The following is a 16,536-nucleotide window of genomic DNA, read 5'->3' as shown; positions in this document are numbered from 1 at the left end:
CATCCGGGCTGAAACAGCCCTGGCGAGACCATCGCCGGGCCTGTTGCACCAGGCCGGCGATTCGAGACGCGCCGGGCAGCAGCTCCCATTCTGCCCGGCGCGTCACCTCAGCCCCAACAGTTAGATCAGCTCAAGAGGTCGACCAGAGCATCGCCTCGAGGGGTTCGCTGGATTCTGACCTCGCGGCCGACCCGCTGGCGTAGTACCAGGCCTGCCGCCGCCAACTGGCTGCAGTGGTACGTCGCAGTACTGGGCCCGGCGGCCAGGTGGTCGGCGAGGCCGCCCATGCTGTTCGGGCGGTCCAGTGCGCGCAGGATCGCGGCCCGGATCGGCCCGATCAGCAGGGTGAGGCTGTCGGTCGTTGCTTGCGGTGGCCCGGCGCCCAGCCGGCCGAGACCCGGTACGGGATAGCCGAGCCAGGCCCGCTCGGGCTCGTCGAGGTTGAAGACCGACGCCGCCGACCCGGAGACGAGTGGCACCAGCACGATCGGCCGGTCCTCCAGCTCGACCCGGTACGGGTGCCGGTCCGACAGGTACAGCGTTTCGTGCTGGTACTGGACCCGGTTGCTCAAGCCCGCGAACAGTACGTCGAGCCCGTTCGTCACCACGGCGGCGCCGATCCGCTCGGTCTCGCGGTTCCGGAGCGCGGTGGACTGCTGCCAGATCGGCGCGTACGCCCGCCAGGCCGCGGACAGCAGTGCCGCATACAGGTTCAGCCACTTCTGCGGATGACGCAGTGCATTGCGCCAGGGCGGGGGCGGATCGCTGGGCGACATCAGTTCGACGCCCTGCTGCAGGTCGTCCGGCGACAGGTCTGCGACCCGCGCGAGTTGCTCCGAGACAGGTGCGCCGTCGATACCCAGCGGGGTGAGACAGGCCGGCAGCAAGGCCCCGGTCCGGTCGAACATCGGGATCACCGCCCGCGCCGCATCGCCCGGGAGGCCTCTGCGGATGCTCTTGATCCAGTCCGGCGCGATGCCCTGCCGGGGGCCGCCGAGCGCATCCACCACTAGCGACAGCAGGCTGGCCATCGGCGCCGGCGCCACCGAGACCCGCACCCGGTCCAGCGGGCCCAGCACCAGTTCGGTGTGCTGGGGGCTCCGCGTCGGCGGTGCGGTCACGTCCGCGGTCATGCGGTGATCCTCGAACAGCTCCGCTCGGGCATGAACCTGTCCCTTCGCTAGCCAGACCTGACTAGACCAGATTAGGTCGGCCGGAGGCCAGTGCGAGGGGGATTTCATCCTGGTGGAAACGGTTGCCAACCGCGGATCAGCAGCGCGGCGACTCAGTGGTGGTGGAAGAAGTCGACCAGCAGCCGAGCCGTCGCGGCCGGCTGCTCGATCGCGGGGGAGTGGGCAGCATCCGGCACGACCTGAGCCGGTACGCCGAGCTTCGCCGCCATCGCGTCCTGGACCTCCAACGGCCAGCCGTCATCGGACTCGCCGTACACGACCTGAACGCGGACGCCCGACTCCGCCAGCAGGTCGGTCCGGTCGTCGGTGTCGATCAGCCGCCGGGTGACGGCGGCCAGCCCGGCCGGGGTGTTGCCGGTGAACCGCTTGCGCAGGAAGGCGGCGATGTCCTCGGCCGGCTTGAGGTAGCGCGCTTCCTTGCTGTCGTGCTCCAGCTTGAGGTCGTAGACCTGCTCGATCGGCAGGTTCTCCAGCCCGTACGCGAGCATCTGCAGCCCCTGCACCTTCGGCTCGTCGCTGAAGGCGGCCGGGCCCGAGCACAGCAGCGTGATCGTCGAGAACACGCTCGGGTCCGTCAGCACCGCCTCCCGGGCCACCAGCCCACCGAACGAGTGCCCGACCAGTTGGCTGTAGCCGCCGAGCGCCTTGCTCATCGCCACCACGTCGGCCCCGAGCTCCGCCAGCGTGTACGCCGACGGGTCGTCCGGCCCCGGCGTCTCGAACTGGCCGCGCTGGTCCACCGCCACCGCGATCCACCCGTAGCGTGCCAAGTGGTCTACGAGCGGGGTGAAGTCTTCCTTGCTGCCGGTCCAGCCGGGAACCAGCAGGACCGTGCCCAGCGGCGTACCGATGTCGGGCCTGGCCTGCAAGGTGGCGAAGTTGCCACGGTCGGTCTCCAGGGTCGCGGGGCGGACCCCGTCGGGCAGTGTCAGCGTGCGCGGCGTACTCACGAGTCCAAGGTATCGGGTCGTTCAGCCCAACCGGCCGCACTGGGGTCGATGATCCTGAGACCTCAATAAAACTTTAAGTCGAGGCTCGCCCCGCCGGGCCGGGCGTTTCACCGTGCGGCACAATGGCCGGGTGCCTCGCACACTTGCGGTTGCGAACCAGAAGGGCGGCGTGGCCAAGACGACCACGGGGGCCTCGCTCGGCGCTGCGCTGGCCGGGCTCGGGCAGCGGGTCCTGCTGGTGGACCTGGACCCTCAAGCCTGCTTGACGTTCTCGGTCGGGCTCGACCCCGAGGACCTCGACAAGTCGATCTACCAGGTGCTGCTCGGCGGGGTGAAGGCACGCGACGTGATCGTGCCGTCCGACGAGGGTCCTGACCTGCTGCCGGCCACGATCGAGCTCGCCACGGCCGAGGTGAGGCTGGCTTCCGAGAGCGATGCCGAGCACGTGGTCCGATCCGCGCTGCGGCCGGTTGTAGCGGCGTACGACTGGATTCTGATCGACTGCCCGCCCACCCTCGGACTGCTGACGGTGAACGGGCTCACCGCGGCGACGGACGTGCTGATTCCCTTGCAGTGCGAGACTTTGGCGCACCGCGGCGTCGGCCAGTTGCTGGACACCATCCACGACGTCCAGCGCCTGACCAACCCCGCCCTCGAAGTACTGGGCGTCCTACCGACCCTGTACGACGGCCGGACGACCCATGCGCGAGCCGTGCTGGACACGATCGCCGAAACCTACGCGCTGACCGTGCTCGCCCCGCCGATCCCGAAGTCCATCCGCTTCGCCGAGGCGCCCGCGATCGGTCAGACCATCCTCACCACCGCACCCCGCTCGGCAGGCGCAAAGGCCTACCGAGACGTGGCGGCATCTCTGCTCTAAGGGGTCAGTGGCGGTCGGGGTGTTGGGGGAGTGGCGCGTTGCTGGTCGGCGTACCGGCTGATGCTGTTGCCGTTGCGACGGCCGGAGCCTGCGGGCGGCGGAAGCGGTTGCGGTAGCGCCAGATCGGGTAGCCGATCAGGAGGAAAGCGATCAGGAACGGCAGTACTGCGCCGAAGGCTGTCGCGAGGGCGGAGAACGTTGCTGTGAAGGCGTCCCAGCCGCCGCGCAGGCCGGACAGGAAGCCGGGGTCTTCCGCCTTCTCCACCACGGGTTCTTTGCCCTTCTCGGCCAGGGTCAGCGTCAGGGTCGCCAGTTCGGTCTGCAGGGACAGGTTCTTCTGCTTGGCCAGTAGCGCCTCGAGGTCGGCCTCGCGCCGGGTCAGTTCGCTTTCCACCGAGACGACGTCGCCGATCGTGGTCGCCTTGGCGAGCAGTGCGCGCATCCGATTCAGGCTGGCCCGCTGAGAGGCGATCCGGCTGTCGACGTCGACCACCTGCTCGGTCACGTCGCTGGATTCCTGGTGGATCGAGGTCCGCTTACCGAGCCCCGAGAGCCGCTCGATCGCGGTCTCGTACGCCGCCGTCGGCACCTTCAGCACCAGGTTGGCCCGGGTGATCCGGCCGTCGTTGTCGCTGGTCGTGTCCTCGGAGGCGACCTGGCCGCGCAGGCCGGTGACGACGCCGATCGCCTTCTGCCGCTGGTCGCTGACCTTGTTGTGCTCGACCTCGACGGCCAGCGAGCCGGTCTTGATGATGGCCCGGCTGATCGTCGGCTGTGCGGCCGGCGCTCCCTTGCCGTCCGTCCCGGCCTGACCCTGACCGGCCTGGTTCTGGCCGGGCTTGCTCTCCGGAGCGGCCGCGCTGCCCCGGTCCGGAGCCGCGGCGCCTTCGCTGGCACTGTCGTTGCCGCCGGAGCCGCCGCAGCCGGACAACAGCACGGCCGCGGCCAGGAACACTCCTGCAACCGCGGCCGACGTACGCATCCTCGTCATCGCCACACCCTTCCTCCCACGATGGTCCCCGTCGTTTCTAGGACGGGGTGGGGAGGCCGGGTGTTGCGCCCGGCGGTCACCGTTCAGGCACAGAGCGGCGACGAACTGGTCTCGCCGCGGACGGTGACGCGCCGGTTACTCGTTCACTCAGGTGACGTGAAGGTGGGTACGACGACACCCGCCGCGCTCTTCTTCACCGGAGCCTTCTTCACAGCCTTCTTGGCAGTCGACTTCGCCGTCGTCTTCTTCGGCGCCTGCTCAGCCTTCTCGCCCTTGGTCGCCGCCGGCTTCTCGGCCGACTTCTTGACGGCAGCCTTCTTGGCAGCAGCCTTCTTCTTGGCCGCCGGCCGCTCAGCAGCAGCCTCGACAGGCGCCTCAGCAACCGCCTCAGCAGCCGGTACTGCGGCCGCTGCCGCGAGATCGTCAGCCGGCTTCTCGGCAACCTTCTTGGCAGCCCGCTTCCGAGTCGCCTTCTTCACCGGCTTCTCAGCAGCAGTCTTGACAGCAGGAGCCTCAGCAACAGGAGCCTCAGCAACAGGTGTCTCAACCGCAGCCTGCGGCTCAACAGCCTGAGGCGCCGCCTCCGCCGAGGCCCGCTTCCGCGTCCGCTTCTTGGCCGGCGCCTTCTCAGCCGCCACCTCAACAGATGCCTCAGCAGCAACAGGCGTCTCGACAGCAGCCGACTGCGGCTCGCTCGCCTCAGCGGCCGCCTCCGACACGCGACGCCGAGTGCGCGTGCGCCTCGCCGGCGCCTGCTCGCCCTCAGCCTTTGCGCTCACCGGCTCATTGCTGACCGCAGTCTGCTCGGAGCTGACCGCGGTCGGTGCCTCGGCGGCTTCGACCTGCGTCTCGGCGCCCGACTCGCGGCGACGGCGGCTGCGCTGGCGGGGCTTGCGCTCGGCCGGCGCCTCGGTGGAGGCCTCGACGTTCGGCGGTACCGCGGTCTTCGCGGTGACGTCGGCTTCGGACTTCTGCTCCGTCGACTCGCCACCCTCGACCGGCTGACCGGCGCGCAGCCGGCGGCGGTTGCGGTTCGGCCGCTTCCGCGCCGGGCGGTCGCCACCGGCGGCAGCACCGTCGGTCTTCGGCTCGCCGTCATGGCTGCGGACGCGGTCGCGATCACCGTCGTGGCTGCGGACCCGGTCACGGTCCCGCTCGCCGCGGCGTCCGGACGGCTTGTCGTGGCTGCGCTCCTGCCGCTCGACGGCTTCGCGCGGCGGCTTGATCCGGCCCTTGGCCTCGGTGGGGATCCCGAGGTCGTGGTAGAGCTCGGGCGACGTGGAGTAGATCTCCTGCGGCTCGTCGTACGGCAGGTCGAGCGCCTTGTTGATCGTCTTCCAGCGGACCAGGTCCGGCCAGTCGACGAAGGTGACGGCGATCCCGCTCGCGCCGGCCCGGCCGGTGCGGCCGATCCGGTGCACGTAGGCCTTCTCGTCCTCGGGGCAGGTGTTGTTGATGACGTGCGTGACGCCCTCGACATCGATCCCGCGGGCCGCGACGTCGGTACAGATCAGCACGTCGATCTTGTCGCCGCGGAACCGGGTCAGTGCCCGCTCGCGGGCCTGCTGGTTCAGGTCACCGTGGATCGCGGCGGCCCGGAAGCCACGGTCGATCAGGTCGTCGGTGAGCCGGGACGCCTCGCGCTTGGTCCGGCAGAAGATCATCACCCGCCCGCGGTCGTCGGCCTGCAGGATCCGGGCCACCACCTCGGGCTTGTCCAGATCGTGCGCCCGGTAGACGAACTGGGCCGTGGTCGGCACCATCTGGGAGTCGTCGTGCGACTCGGCGCGGATGTTCAGCGGGTGCCGCATGTGGGTGCGGGCCAGGCCGATCACGGCCGACGGCATGGTCGCCGAGAACAACATGGTCTGGCGCAGCTCGGGGGTCTTGCGCAGGATCCGCTCGACGTCGGGCAGGAAGCCCAGATCGAGCATCTCGTCGGCCTCGTCGAGGACGAGCACCTTGATGTGGCTCAGGTCGAGCACACCCCGGTTGGCCAGGTCGAGCAGCCGGCCCGGCGTACCGACGACGACGTCGACGCCGGCCTTCAGCTGGTCGAGCTGCGGGTCGTAGGCGACCCCGCCGTAGATGGTGAGGATCCGCACGGTGCGCACCGTGGAAGCGGTCGTGAGGTCCTTGGCGACCTGGATGGTCAGCTCGCGGGTCGGGGTGACGACCAGGGCCTGCGGCTTGCCGGGCGCGGCCAGTTCCTCGTAGTCGGCTTCGCCGGGGGAGATGGTGCGCTGCAGCAGCGGGATACCGAACCCGAGGGTCTTACCGGTACCGGTACGGGCCTGGCCGATCAGGTCGGTCCCCAGCAGTGCGACGGGGAGCGTCATCTCCTGGATCGGGAAAGGCTCGGTGATGTTGACGCGGTCGAGCGCGTCGCAGATCTCGGGCAGAACCCCGAGCTCTCGGAAGGTGGTCAGGCTGATCGCCTCTCACATGCTTGATACGGACAGGTTGCAACAGTGGCCGGGTGGGCGTGGTCTGCCCTACTTTTCACGGCGCGGGACACTGTGCAAGCGGCTCGCACCAGCTGCCCATCTGGGCGCGTCACCGGCGAAACACCGTCCAGTGTAGCCGGAATACCCGTTCCGGCTCGCTTCACCGTTTTCCACCCCAGGCGCTTGCGGGCAGATAGTGTGCGCAGCATGACCGAGCATCGCGAGGGAATCAAACAAAACAGCCCGACTTGGAGCCTCGCGAACACCGCAGCGAAGCGAGGATGTTCGTGAGTGAGATGACGGCCTTTGATGATCCCGCCTACCGGGCCGCGGCGGTGGATCTGCTGGGCGTGCTGGCGTACGGCGAACTGACCGCGTTCGAGCGGATCGCCGAGGACGCCAAGCTCGCTCCGACCCTGGACGACAAGGCGCAGCTGGCCCAGCTGGCGACCACCGAGTTCGGCCATTTCGTCCAGTTGCGGGACCGGCTGGTCGCGCTCGGGGTGGACCCGATGGAGGCGATGCAGCCGTTCGTCACGCCGCTGGACGCCTTCCACGACCACACCGCGCCGTCGGACTGGCTGGAGGGCCTGGTCAAGGCGTACGTGGGTGACGGTCTGGCGAACGACTTCTACCGCGAGGTCGCGGCGTACGTGGATGCCGAGACGCGGGCGCTGGTGCTGGAGGTGTTCGCCGACTCCGGTCAGGCGGAGTTCGTGGTGGACCGCGTCCGCGCCGCGATCGACGAGGACCCGAAGGTGGGCGGCCGCCTTGCGCTGTGGGGACGCCGCCTGGTGGGTGAGGCCCTCAGCCAGGCCCAGCGCATCGCCGCCGACCGAGACCCGCTCGCCGCCCTGCTGGCCGGCAGCGTCGACCGCCCCGGTCTCGACCTGGCCGCGATCGGCCGGATGTTCACCCGCCTCACCGAGGCCCACACCGCCCGCATGACCGCTCTCGGCCTGCAGGCCTGAGGCCTTCGGACAGCGAGGCCTCCGTACTGCGAGGCCTCCGTACTGCGAGGCCTCCGAAAAGCAGAGCGGCCGCCTGCCCCGGTTGGGGTGGCGGCCGCTGTGAGGGTCCTGCTCAGACTCTTGCCTTGCTGTTGCGCGACGAGATGATGGCGACGACGACCGCGGCACAGATGATCTGGATCAGGTACTGGATCCAGTCCGGCCCGTTGGTGTCCTTGACGTCGAGGAAGTAAGCGATCAGACCGCCGATGAAGGCGCCGATGCCGCCGCCCAGGATGGTCCAGCCGAGGCTGATGTTCTGCTTGCCCGGCAGCACCAGCCGGGCCAGTGGCCCGAAGATGACTCCGGCGATGAGACTGACGATGATCATCCAGACCCAGTAACCCACGGTTCCTCCTTGAGGGATGGCTTGACCGTCGGCTCGGTGGTGCAAAAGCACCACCGGCCGCACAGGTCTGCAACTCATCGTCCTCCGCGCGCGACCGGCCCGCCCGGCCGACTCGCCGTCCGTGACCGGATGTTCACCGGCTGCACAGCGGATCGGCCGCCGCCCCTGAGGGCGACGGCCGATGCCGGGTTACCGGTTTGCTGTGTGGTGGTTGAGCCGTCGGTCAGATCGTGCGGCTCTTGGAACGGCCGGTCACCATCGCGGCGACCACGACCAGCACGGCCGCGACGACGATGCTGATGATCCAGCGGACCCAGTCGATGCCGCTGGTGGCCTCGACGCCGAGTGCGGCGGCCAGGTAGTAACCGATCAGTACGCCGCCGATGCCGCAGAGCACCGTCAGCCAGATCGGGATGTTGTCCCGGTCGCCCGGGGCCACGAACTTGCCGAGCAGGCCGATGATGATGCCCGCAATGATGACGCCAATGATTTCCATGACGCTGGTTCCTCCTAGTGACGACCACGTCCGCACGGCGTGACGTTTTGTCCCGTCGTAGTGGAACCGGTTACCGGCGCCGGGCCCCGGTAAACGTGCCCGGGGTCAACCGTTGTCGCGCCGTGCCGCGGCCGTCACCAGGATCGGTTCAGATCGCGCCGAAACCGACCTTGCGGATCGAGACCTCGCCGATCTCCACGTAGGCCAGCTTCTCGGCCGGGACGAGCACCTTGCGACCCTTCTCGTCGGTCAGCTGCAACAGACCGGACTTGCCGCCGAGCGCGTCCGCGACGGCCTGCTCGACCTCTTCGGGGCTCTGCTCACTCTCGAGCACCAACTCGCGATTGGCGTGCTGTACGCCGATCTTGACCTCCACGAAACCCTCCCGGGCACGTTCCGACCGGCGGCTCTCGCCGGTACCCGATTCGAGCCTATCCGCTACCGACTCCGCGTTCTCACCCGTCCGCCCAGAGCAGAACCTCCGCGGCCCGGACCAGCCCCCGGCGGAGACCGGCGGTGCCAGTACGCCGCAGTACAGGCCCCAGGTGCGAGGAATCAGCTTTCGGAGCGGGGGAAGGCGCGGATGCCTCGCCAGGCCAGGCTGGCGACCAGGTCGGCGGCCTGCTCCTGGGCGAGCGTCGGGTTCTCCGAGGCGAGCCAGTACCGCGCGCTCACCTGCGCCATGCCGACCAGGCTGACCGCGAGCACCATCGACTGTTCCTTGTTCAGCCCGGCGTCCGCGCTGATCACCTCGGAACACGCCTCGGCGCACGCGTGCGTCACCCGGTCGACCCGCTCACGGACGGCGGGCTCGTTGGTCAGGTCGGACTCGAAAACCAGCCGGAAGGCGCCCTGCGCGTTCGCGACGTAGTCGTAGAAGGCGTGGATCGTCGCACCGACCCGCTCCTTGTTGTCGTCAGTGGAGCGCAGTGCGTCCCGGACCGAGGCCACGATCGCCTCGCAGGAGGTGTCCAGCAACGCCAGGTACAGCTCCAGCTTGCCGGGGAAGTGCTGGTAGAGCACGGGCTTCGAGACGCCGGCGCGGTCCGCGATGTCGTCCATCGCGGCGGCGTGGTAGCCGTTCGCGACGAAGACTTCCTGGGCCGCCTCGAGCAGTTGAGCGCGGCGCGCCAACCGCGGCAGACGGCTGCCGCGCTTGGGCGCGGTCTCCGGTGTCGTCGACACGTCGGGCTCCTTCGGATGGTGCGGCACCCGAGCACGACCCCCGGGTAGTTGAACTGAATCCTACCCAGCGGTGTGTCCGCCCAGTAGCTTCGCCCGCCGGGCACTGGTACTTCGGACCGGCGTCACTGCCGGTAGTCGCCGTCGTCGTCCTCACCGGCAAGCCGGTGCTGGTCGGCCACATCGGCAGGGTCGGCCTCGGCCGGTACTTCGAAGTCCTCGACGGCGTCCTGGTCGTCGAGGGGACCCAGCAGTTGCTCCAGGACGTCGGCCTCGGGCGCATCGTCGCGGCGTTCGGTGTCGAGGATGGGCCGGTCGAGCGGTTCGTACGGATCGCTGGTCATCGAGCTCTCCTCTGCGTCGTGCGGTCAGGACTCTGTACCCAGAGTGCCGGTGGTTATGAGGGCAACGGTTGCGGATCGTCGTACAGGCCTTCGAGGATGTCGCCGTACTCGTCGATCCGGGCCAGCACGTCGGCCGGCAGGAAGGTCAGGTCGGCCGGTTCGGTGGCGGCCGCGACCTCGTCCCAGTCGATCGGCGTGGAGACGCGCGGCTCCTCGGCACCCCGCAGCGAGTACGGCGCCAGCGTGGTCTTGGCGCTGGCGTTCTGGCTCCAGTCGATGAAGACCTTGCCCGGGCGGAGCGCCTTGGTCATGTTCGCGGTGACGTTCTCCGGCAGCGCCTCGGCGAGTTGCTCGGCGAGCTGCTTGGCGAAGGCACTGGTGGCGCGCGAGGAGGCCGGCTCGATCGGCACGTAGAGGTGCATGCCCTTGTTGCCGGAGGTCTTGGGCCAGCCTTCGAGGCCGAAGTGGTTCAGCAGCTCGCGCAGGGCCAGCGCCACGTCGCAGCACTCGACGATCGTCGTACCGGGGCCTGGGTCGAGGTCGAAGACGATCAGGTCGGCCATCGGGTTCTTGCCGGTGTCGGACAGGCCGATCCGCCACTGCGGGACGTGCAGTTCGAGCGCCGCCAGGTTGGCCAGCCAGACGATCGTCTGGATGTCGTCGGCGATGACGAAGTCGGCCTCGTCCCGCCCGGTGGAACTCCCGGGGGTCGGCAGCGTCACGGTGCGGACCCAGTTCGGCGTACCGCGGGGTGCGTTCTTCTCGAAGAAGTACGCCGCTCCGGTGCCGTCCGGCCAGCGCTTGCGGGTCAGCGGCCGGTCGGACAGGTGCGGCAGCAGCAGCGGCGCGACCTGGAGATAGAAGTCGATCACCTCGGCCTTGGTGAACCCGGTCTGCGGGTACAGCACCTTGTCGAGGTTAGTGAGCTTCATCGCCTGCCCATCCACCTCAGTGGTCAATTGCTTCGGTGCAGCTGCCATGCGTCCTACCATGCATCATGTGCCTCGCTTCGGTGGTTCTTCGGTGCCTCCGGCGCCCAGGCACGCGCCTCCCGGCACTAGCCGAGTGCCCACGATGCTGCGCATCGAGGGCACTCGTCCAGCACCGGGATCCACGCACCTGACCACCGGAGTCACTCGAACAACCACCGAAGCGAGGCACATGTGGACAGTTACGGGGCAGTAACCGGTGCATCTGTGCCGTTGGGCGCGCAGGAATGGCCGGCACGCACCGTGCCGGTCGCCGGAGTCGACCTGTTGGTCCGGGAAACGCCAGGAGCGGCGAAGGACCTTCCGCCGGCGCTGTTCGTGCACGGTCTTGGCGGCTCGTCGATGAACTGGACCGCCCTCGGCCTGCTCCTCAACGACACGGTCCGCGGCATCGCCCCCGACCTACCCGGCTTCGGCCGTACGCCGGCTGTGCCGGGTCTCGGCGGCATCCGGCAGCAGGCCGAGTTGCTCGACCACCTGATCGACTCGGAGCTCGACCAGCCCGTCCACTTGTTCGGCAACTCGATGGGAGGGGCTGCCGCGGTGGCGCTGGCGGCTCGGAGTCCGGAGAAGGTCGCCTCCCTCACGCTGATTTCGCCGGCGTTGCCGCATCCGCGGGCTTCGGCGTCGGCGGTCTGGTTCACCGCGGTGTCGACGCCGCGACTGGGGAAGGCGGTGCTGGAGCGGACCGCCCGGTTGCCGTTCGAGCGGCGGCTCAAGGCCTCGCTCGCGATCATCTTCGGTGATGCGAAGTCGCTGCCGCCCGAAGTACTGGAGGCGTACGAGCAGGAGTTGCGCCGCCGGGACGCGCAGCCGTGGGGATACCAGGCGACGCTCGAGGGAGCGCGCAGCGTGTTGCTGTCCACGTTGGCGCCGCCGCGCCGGTCGCTGTGGGCGGACGCGGCCAAGGTGCGCTGTCCCGTGCTGCTGGTCTACGGCGGCAAGGATCGACTCGTCGATGCGAAAATCCGCACGAAGGCGCAACGCAGCTTCGCCGACGCCCGGCTGCTCTACCTGCCGAAGTCCGGCCACGTCGCCCAGATGGAACACCCGCAAGAAGTCGAGCGAGCCTTCCGGCAGTTGATCCGCTGAGACCCCGGACCGCCCCCACTCACAAACTCACCTGTGCCGGCCATCGCCGGTCCTGGTCAGGCGTGAGTGGGTGGGCGTCGGGCTGCGTGGAGGAGGTTAGTGAGTGGGGGCGGTTCGGGCCTCCGCAGTAGCAGTACCCATGGGCCGTGCGGTACCGACCTGGGGAGGGGATCGGCGCGGCGGGGTCATACCCGGGGATGATCCTGCGAGCATTTCGTGGCCCTCGACAACTATTGCTTCGGCTGCGGCGTCAGCAGGGTGATCTGTCTGCTGACGAGAGGACCGCTGTGCGGGTATTCGGAAGAGCGGGGTTGCTGGGGGCTGCACTGCTCGGGGTGATGGCACTGCTCGCCCCGGCCGGCCAGGCGCAGGCCGCGCCGCCGGACCAACCGGTTGCCAAAGGCAAGAATTGGGAGATCCACCCGGAAGCCGGTGGGTACCGGATCACGCTGCACCTCGACGCGCCGGCGCCGATGCGCGCCGCGCTGCCGCTGATCGCGGTGAACGGCGTACCGGTCGGGGTGGCGCAACAGTCGCCGGACCGGCGTACCGTCTCGGTCGTCACGCCGAACCCGTCGGTCCCGGCGGCGAAGGACGTCCAGCTGGTCTGGTCGGGGGATCTCGGCCGGACCAAGGGCAAGCAGGGTAAGAACCTTGTCGGTGGAGTCACCACCGACAAGGAGTGGCTGAAGGCGCCGCTGGGCCCGCCGCTGGCGGTTGATCCCGGTGCCACCGGGAAATACGCGGTCGACACGGCCGAGTACAACCTCGGAGACCAGGCGGTCTTCCTGCCCGGCCTCGGTCAGAAGGCCGAGCTCCTCGGCAAGGTCTACTCGCCGCGCGGCGCGCGCGGCCCGCGACCGCTGGTCGTCTTCCTGCACGGCCGCCACTCGGTTTGTTACGGCGATCCGACCGAGGAGCCGACCGTTCCGTGGCCGTGCGCCAAGGGGGAGAAGCCGATCCCGAGCTACCGCGGCTACGACGGCCCGGCGAAGGCCCTGGCCAGCAACGGCTACCAGGTCGTCTCGATCAGCGCGAACGCTGTCAATGCATTCGACGGCGGCGTCTACGACCAGGGCGCGCAGGCGCGGGCCGAGCTGATCCTCGACCACCTGGCGCTGTGGAAGAAGTGGTCGACGGTCGGCGGCGGCCCGTTCGGCAGCAGGTTCGTCGGCAAGGTGGACCTGCAGAACGTCGGCCTGATGGGTCACTCGCGTGGTGGCGAGGGCGTCGCCCGGGCCGCGGTGGTGAACGCCGATCGCGGCGGCCAGTACGGCATCCGTGCGGTCCTCCCGCTGGCACCCACCGACTTCGCGCGGGCCACCGTGCCCGGTGTCGCGATGAGCGTGATCCTGCCGTACTGCGACGGCGACGTGTCCGATCTGCAGGGGCAGAAGTTCTACGACGACACCCGGTACGCCGTCACCCGCGACGCCGCGGCCCGCTCGACCGTGACGATCCTCGGCGCGAACCACAACTTCTTCAACACCGAGTGGACTCCGGGCCAGTCGGTCGCGCCGTCCAACGACGACTGGTGGAGCGACGACACCAAGGCTGCACCGTGTGGAGCGAAGTACGCGGGCCGGTTGACGGCCAAGGAGCAGCAGGCGGTCGGTACGGCGTACGTGGCCGGCTTCTTCCGGTTGCAGCTCGGCCAGGAGACCAAGCTGCTCCCGCTGCTCGACGGGTCCAACGCGCATCCGGCTTCGGCCGGGCGGGCCGTAGTACGGGTCGTGTCGCAGGCGCCGGAAGCGTCGCGGCGGGATGTGAACCGCCTGGACAAGGCACTGCCGACCGGAGCGGTCACGGGCAGCGTCAAGGCGACAGAGTGCGCCGGGACCGACGAGGCCTCTCGCGCCCAGGCGGCGACGTGTGTGAAGACGAGCGACAGCTGGGATTCGCCGCACTGGGTGGAGGCTTGGTTCGCCCCGCACACGCCGACCACGGCGGTCACCAAGCTGACGTGGACCGGCAAGGGCGTCGTACGGATCAACCTCGGGGTCGCTCAGCGGGACGTCCGCCGGTACTCCGTACTGACGTTCCGGGCGACTCCTGACCCGTCCGGTGCACCGAAGACGGACCTGACCGTGCGGGTGGTGGACGGCAAGGGTCGTGCCGCCGCAGTACCGGTGTCGGCTGTCAGTGATGCGCTGCTGCGGATGCCGGGGGCGCCCGGGTCGGGGCTGCCGAAGAATCTGCTGCGCACTGTGCGAATCCCGGTGAGCTCGTTGAAGGGGATCAACCTGCGGGACGTCCGCGCGGTCGAGCTGGTGACCGACAAGGTCGCTGCCGGGTCGGTGTTCGTGAGCGACCTCGCCTTCTCGACTCCGGGACTGGGCAAGTCGGCGCCGTCGAGGTTGGTGCGCGTGTCGGCGTCGAACGTCGGCAAGGTGCCGGAGGGCGACAAGGGCACCAAGAACCTCGACTTCTGGGTGACGCTGTCGCGGCCGAGCCCGCGGCCGGTGACGGTGTACGCCGAAGCGGCGGGTGACCTCGGCGCGACGGTCGGTCAGGTGGCGAAGCAGCTGGTCTTCAGGCCGGGCCAGGTCAGGCAGAAGGTGACTGTTCCGGTCAGTTCCAACACCCGGGACAGCTACGACCTCGCCTTCAGCCTGGTGCTGTCGGTGCCGCACGAGGCGTTGCTGGGGCAGTCGTTCGGCAACGCCGAGGTGATCGACGACGACCCGGAACCGACTCTGACGATCGGCTCGCCGAAGGCGGCGGAGAACGCGGGAACGCTGAAGTTCCCGCTGAAACTGTCGGCACCGAGCGACAAGTACGTCGGGCTGCTCGGGGAGTTGAAGGACGGCACCGCCGTGGTGCGCAAGGACTTCACCTCGATGGAGGACGACGGCAGCCAGAACCCGCCCGACCGCATGGTCTACGGCCAGCTCCAAAGCGGCCGGACCACCGGACAGATCGAGGTCGAACTGATCGACGACAAGGTCAAGGAACCCACCGAAACCTTCACCGTCACCGTGATCGACGTCGACGGCCTCGACCACCCCCACCCACCCCCGACCACCGCCACCATCACCGACAACGACTGACCCCCACAAAGCCGCCGGCACCCCTCCCCGGGTGCCGGCGCAGCGCTCCGCCCGCTCCGCTCCGCCCGCTCCGCTCCGCCCGCTCCGCTCCGCCCGCTCCGCTCACCCGCTCCGCGGAGTCGACCCCGGTCGTCCGCTCTGCTCACCCCCTCCGCGCGGAGCGCGTTGGCAGATGGTTTTGAGACGTGGGGTCCGGGATGCGGACTTGGCGGGGCGAGGCTGGGGTGGTGCGGGAACATGGGGGAGGGACGGCTGGTTGAACCCGGAGTCCCGCGAAGTTTCCCGCTGACGAGGAGTGTCACGTGCCACAGCTGCCACCGCTGGTCGAACCGGCCGACGAGCTGACCATCGACGAGGTCCGCCGCTATTCCCGGCACCTGATCATTCCCGAGGTCGGGATGGCCGGTCAGAAGCGGCTGAAGAACGCCAAGGTGCTGGTGATCGGCGCCGGCGGTCTCGGCAGCCCGGCGCTGCTCTACCTGGCCGCGGCCGGGGTCGGCACGCTCGGCATCGTCGAGTTCGACACCGTCGACGAGTCGAACCTGCAGCGCCAGATCATCCACGGCCAGTCCGACGTCGGCAAGTCCAAGGCGCAGTCGGCCAAGGAGTCGATCCTCGAGACCAACCCGAACACGAACGTCGTACTGCACGAGGTCCGCCTCGACAACGACAACGTGTTCGAGATCTTCGAGCAGTACGACCTGATCGTCGACGGCACCGACAACTTCGCCACCCGGTACCTGGTGAACGACGCGGCGGTGCTGCTCGGCAAGCCGTACGTCTGGGGCTCGATCTTCCGTTTCGACGGCCAGATCAGCGTCTTCTGGGCCGAGCACGGGCCGTGCTACCGCTGCCTGTACCCCGAGCCGCCGCCGCCCGGCATGGTCCCGTCCTGCGCCGAAGGTGGCGTGCTGGGTGTGCTGTGCGCGTCCGTCGGTGCCGCCCAGGTGACCGAGGCGATCAAGCTGCTCACCGGTATCGGCGACCCGTCGCTGGGCCGGCTGAACATCTACGAGGCGCTCGACCTGAACTGGCGTTCGCTGAAGGTCCGCAAGGACCCGAACTGCGCGATCTGCGGCGAGAACCCGACCGTCACCGAGCTGGTCGACTACGACGCGTTCTGCGGCGCGATCACCGAGGAGGCCGCCGACGCGGCCGTCGGTTCGACCATCTCGGTGAAGACGCTGAACGACTGGATCAAGCTGAAGGACAACGGCGAGAAGGACTTCCTGCTGATCGACGTCCGGGAGCCCAACGAGTACGAGATCAACCGGATCCCCGGCTCGGTGCTGATCCCGAAGGCCGACTTCCAGACCGGAGTGGCGCTGGAGAAACTGCCGCAGGACAAGCAGCTGGTCTTCCACTGCAAGTCCGGTGTCCGCTCGGCCGAGGTGCTGGCCATCGCCAAGGGCGCGGGCTTCTCCGACGCCGTCCACGTCGGCGGCGGCGTGGTCGCCTGGGTCGACCAGATCGACCCGTCGCAACCCGCCTACTGAGCCTGCCTAGTTGAGCCTGCCTCCTGAGCTCCTGAGCTCCTGAGCTCTGCAGCCTATGAGCCGGTCC

The 16,536-nt window shown here is 69.0% G+C and carries 15 protein-coding genes; 5 read left to right on the top strand and 10 right to left on the bottom strand.

The genetic code is table 11. The features are described from left to right. Positions 1-125: 125 nt before the first annotated feature. Both ACQPYM_RS32415 and ACQPYM_RS32410 read right to left on the bottom strand, forming a co-directional pair. Positions 126-1,133, bottom strand: coding sequence for a winged helix-turn-helix domain-containing protein (locus ACQPYM_RS32415; protein WP_433008098.1), 1,008 nt, complete (start codon positions 1,131-1,133; stop codon positions 126-128). Positions 1,134-1,285: 152 nt separating this feature from the next. Further along, complete coding sequence (locus tag ACQPYM_RS32410; protein ID WP_433008096.1) at positions 1,286-2,143, bottom strand: alpha/beta fold hydrolase; 858 nt, start codon at positions 2,141-2,143, stop codon at positions 1,286-1,288. A 130-nt stretch (positions 2,144-2,273) separates the two neighbouring features. On the opposite strand from ACQPYM_RS32410, the gene ACQPYM_RS32405 reads away from it, so the two are divergent. After that, a complete protein-coding gene (locus ACQPYM_RS32405; RefSeq protein ID WP_433008094.1) occupies positions 2,274-3,023 on the top strand; it encodes a ParA family protein in 750 nt (249 codons plus the stop codon). 4 nt (positions 3,024-3,027) lie between these two features. Here the strand turns inward: ACQPYM_RS32405 and ACQPYM_RS32400 are convergent, their stop codons facing one another. Both ACQPYM_RS32400 and ACQPYM_RS32395 read right to left on the bottom strand, forming a co-directional pair. Next, entirely contained in the window at positions 3,028-4,014 is a 987-nt protein-coding gene (locus ACQPYM_RS32400) for a DUF4349 domain-containing protein (RefSeq protein WP_433008092.1), read from the bottom strand. Positions 4,015-4,157: 143 nt separating this feature from the next. Continuing rightward, the gene (locus tag ACQPYM_RS32395) at positions 4,158-6,353 is read right to left on the bottom strand and encodes a DEAD/DEAH box helicase (RefSeq protein ID WP_433008090.1); all 2,196 of its coding nucleotides are present in this window, start codon (positions 6,351-6,353) and stop codon (positions 4,158-4,160) included. 404 nt (positions 6,354-6,757) lie between these two features. On the opposite strand from ACQPYM_RS32395, the gene ACQPYM_RS32390 reads away from it, so the two are divergent. After that, positions 6,758-7,432 (top strand): ferritin-like fold-containing protein, encoded by a 675-nt coding sequence (locus ACQPYM_RS32390; protein ID WP_360284934.1) that lies wholly within the window; start codon positions 6,758-6,760, stop codon positions 7,430-7,432. A 112-nt stretch (positions 7,433-7,544) separates the two neighbouring features. Here ACQPYM_RS32390 and ACQPYM_RS32385 read toward each other — a convergent pair whose 3' ends face one another. The 6 genes from ACQPYM_RS32385 to ligD form a co-directional block, all read right to left on the bottom strand. After that, a complete protein-coding gene (locus ACQPYM_RS32385; RefSeq protein ID WP_433008088.1) occupies positions 7,545-7,820 on the bottom strand; it encodes a GlsB/YeaQ/YmgE family stress response membrane protein in 276 nt (91 codons plus the stop codon). A gap of 223 nt (positions 7,821-8,043) precedes the next feature. Next, positions 8,044-8,316 carry a GlsB/YeaQ/YmgE family stress response membrane protein gene (locus ACQPYM_RS32380; protein ID WP_433008086.1) on the bottom strand — a complete coding sequence of 91 codons (273 nt, stop codon included), beginning with the start codon at positions 8,314-8,316 and terminating at the stop codon, positions 8,044-8,046. A 148-nt stretch (positions 8,317-8,464) separates the two neighbouring features. Further along, positions 8,465-8,692 (bottom strand): DUF3107 domain-containing protein, encoded by a 228-nt coding sequence (locus tag ACQPYM_RS32375; protein WP_360284909.1) that lies wholly within the window; start codon positions 8,690-8,692, stop codon positions 8,465-8,467. 179 nt (positions 8,693-8,871) lie between these two features. Continuing rightward, positions 8,872-9,501 carry a TetR/AcrR family transcriptional regulator gene (locus tag ACQPYM_RS32370; RefSeq protein ID WP_433008084.1) on the bottom strand — a complete coding sequence of 210 codons (630 nt, stop codon included), beginning with the start codon at positions 9,499-9,501 and terminating at the stop codon, positions 8,872-8,874. Between the two features lie 122 nt (positions 9,502-9,623). Next, positions 9,624-9,842 (bottom strand): hypothetical protein, encoded by a 219-nt coding sequence (locus ACQPYM_RS32365; RefSeq protein WP_433008082.1) that lies wholly within the window; start codon positions 9,840-9,842, stop codon positions 9,624-9,626. 53 nt (positions 9,843-9,895) lie between these two features. Continuing rightward, positions 9,896-10,822 carry a non-homologous end-joining DNA ligase gene (gene ligD / locus ACQPYM_RS32360; RefSeq protein ID WP_433008080.1) on the bottom strand — a complete coding sequence of 309 codons (927 nt, stop codon included), beginning with the start codon at positions 10,820-10,822 and terminating at the stop codon, positions 9,896-9,898. Between the two features lie 216 nt (positions 10,823-11,038). On the opposite strand from ligD, the gene ACQPYM_RS32355 reads away from it, so the two are divergent. The 3 genes from ACQPYM_RS32355 to moeZ all read left to right on the top strand — a co-directional run bounded on the left by ACQPYM_RS32355 (position 11,039) and on the right by moeZ (position 16,469). Next, on the top strand, positions 11,039-11,923 hold the full coding sequence (locus ACQPYM_RS32355; protein WP_433008079.1) for an alpha/beta fold hydrolase: 885 nt from the start codon (positions 11,039-11,041) through the stop codon (positions 11,921-11,923). A 311-nt stretch (positions 11,924-12,234) separates the two neighbouring features. Beyond that, positions 12,235-14,973 (top strand): Calx-beta domain-containing protein, encoded by a 2,739-nt coding sequence (locus ACQPYM_RS32350; protein WP_433008077.1) that lies wholly within the window; start codon positions 12,235-12,237, stop codon positions 14,971-14,973. 302 nt (positions 14,974-15,275) lie between these two features. Continuing rightward, on the top strand, positions 15,276-16,469 hold the full coding sequence (moeZ, locus tag ACQPYM_RS32345; RefSeq protein WP_433008075.1) for an adenylyltransferase/sulfurtransferase MoeZ: 1,194 nt from the start codon (positions 15,276-15,278) through the stop codon (positions 16,467-16,469). Positions 16,470-16,536: the final 67 nt, after the last annotated feature.

Origin of the sequence: Kribbella sp. CA-294648 (assembly GCF_050943845.1) — a bacterium.
In the GTDB taxonomy this organism is placed as follows: Bacteria; Actinomycetota; Actinomycetes; order Propionibacteriales; family Kribbellaceae; genus Kribbella.
The sequence above is the reverse complement of the archived record's forward strand: the minus strand, read 5'-3'. Positions and strand labels throughout refer to the sequence as shown.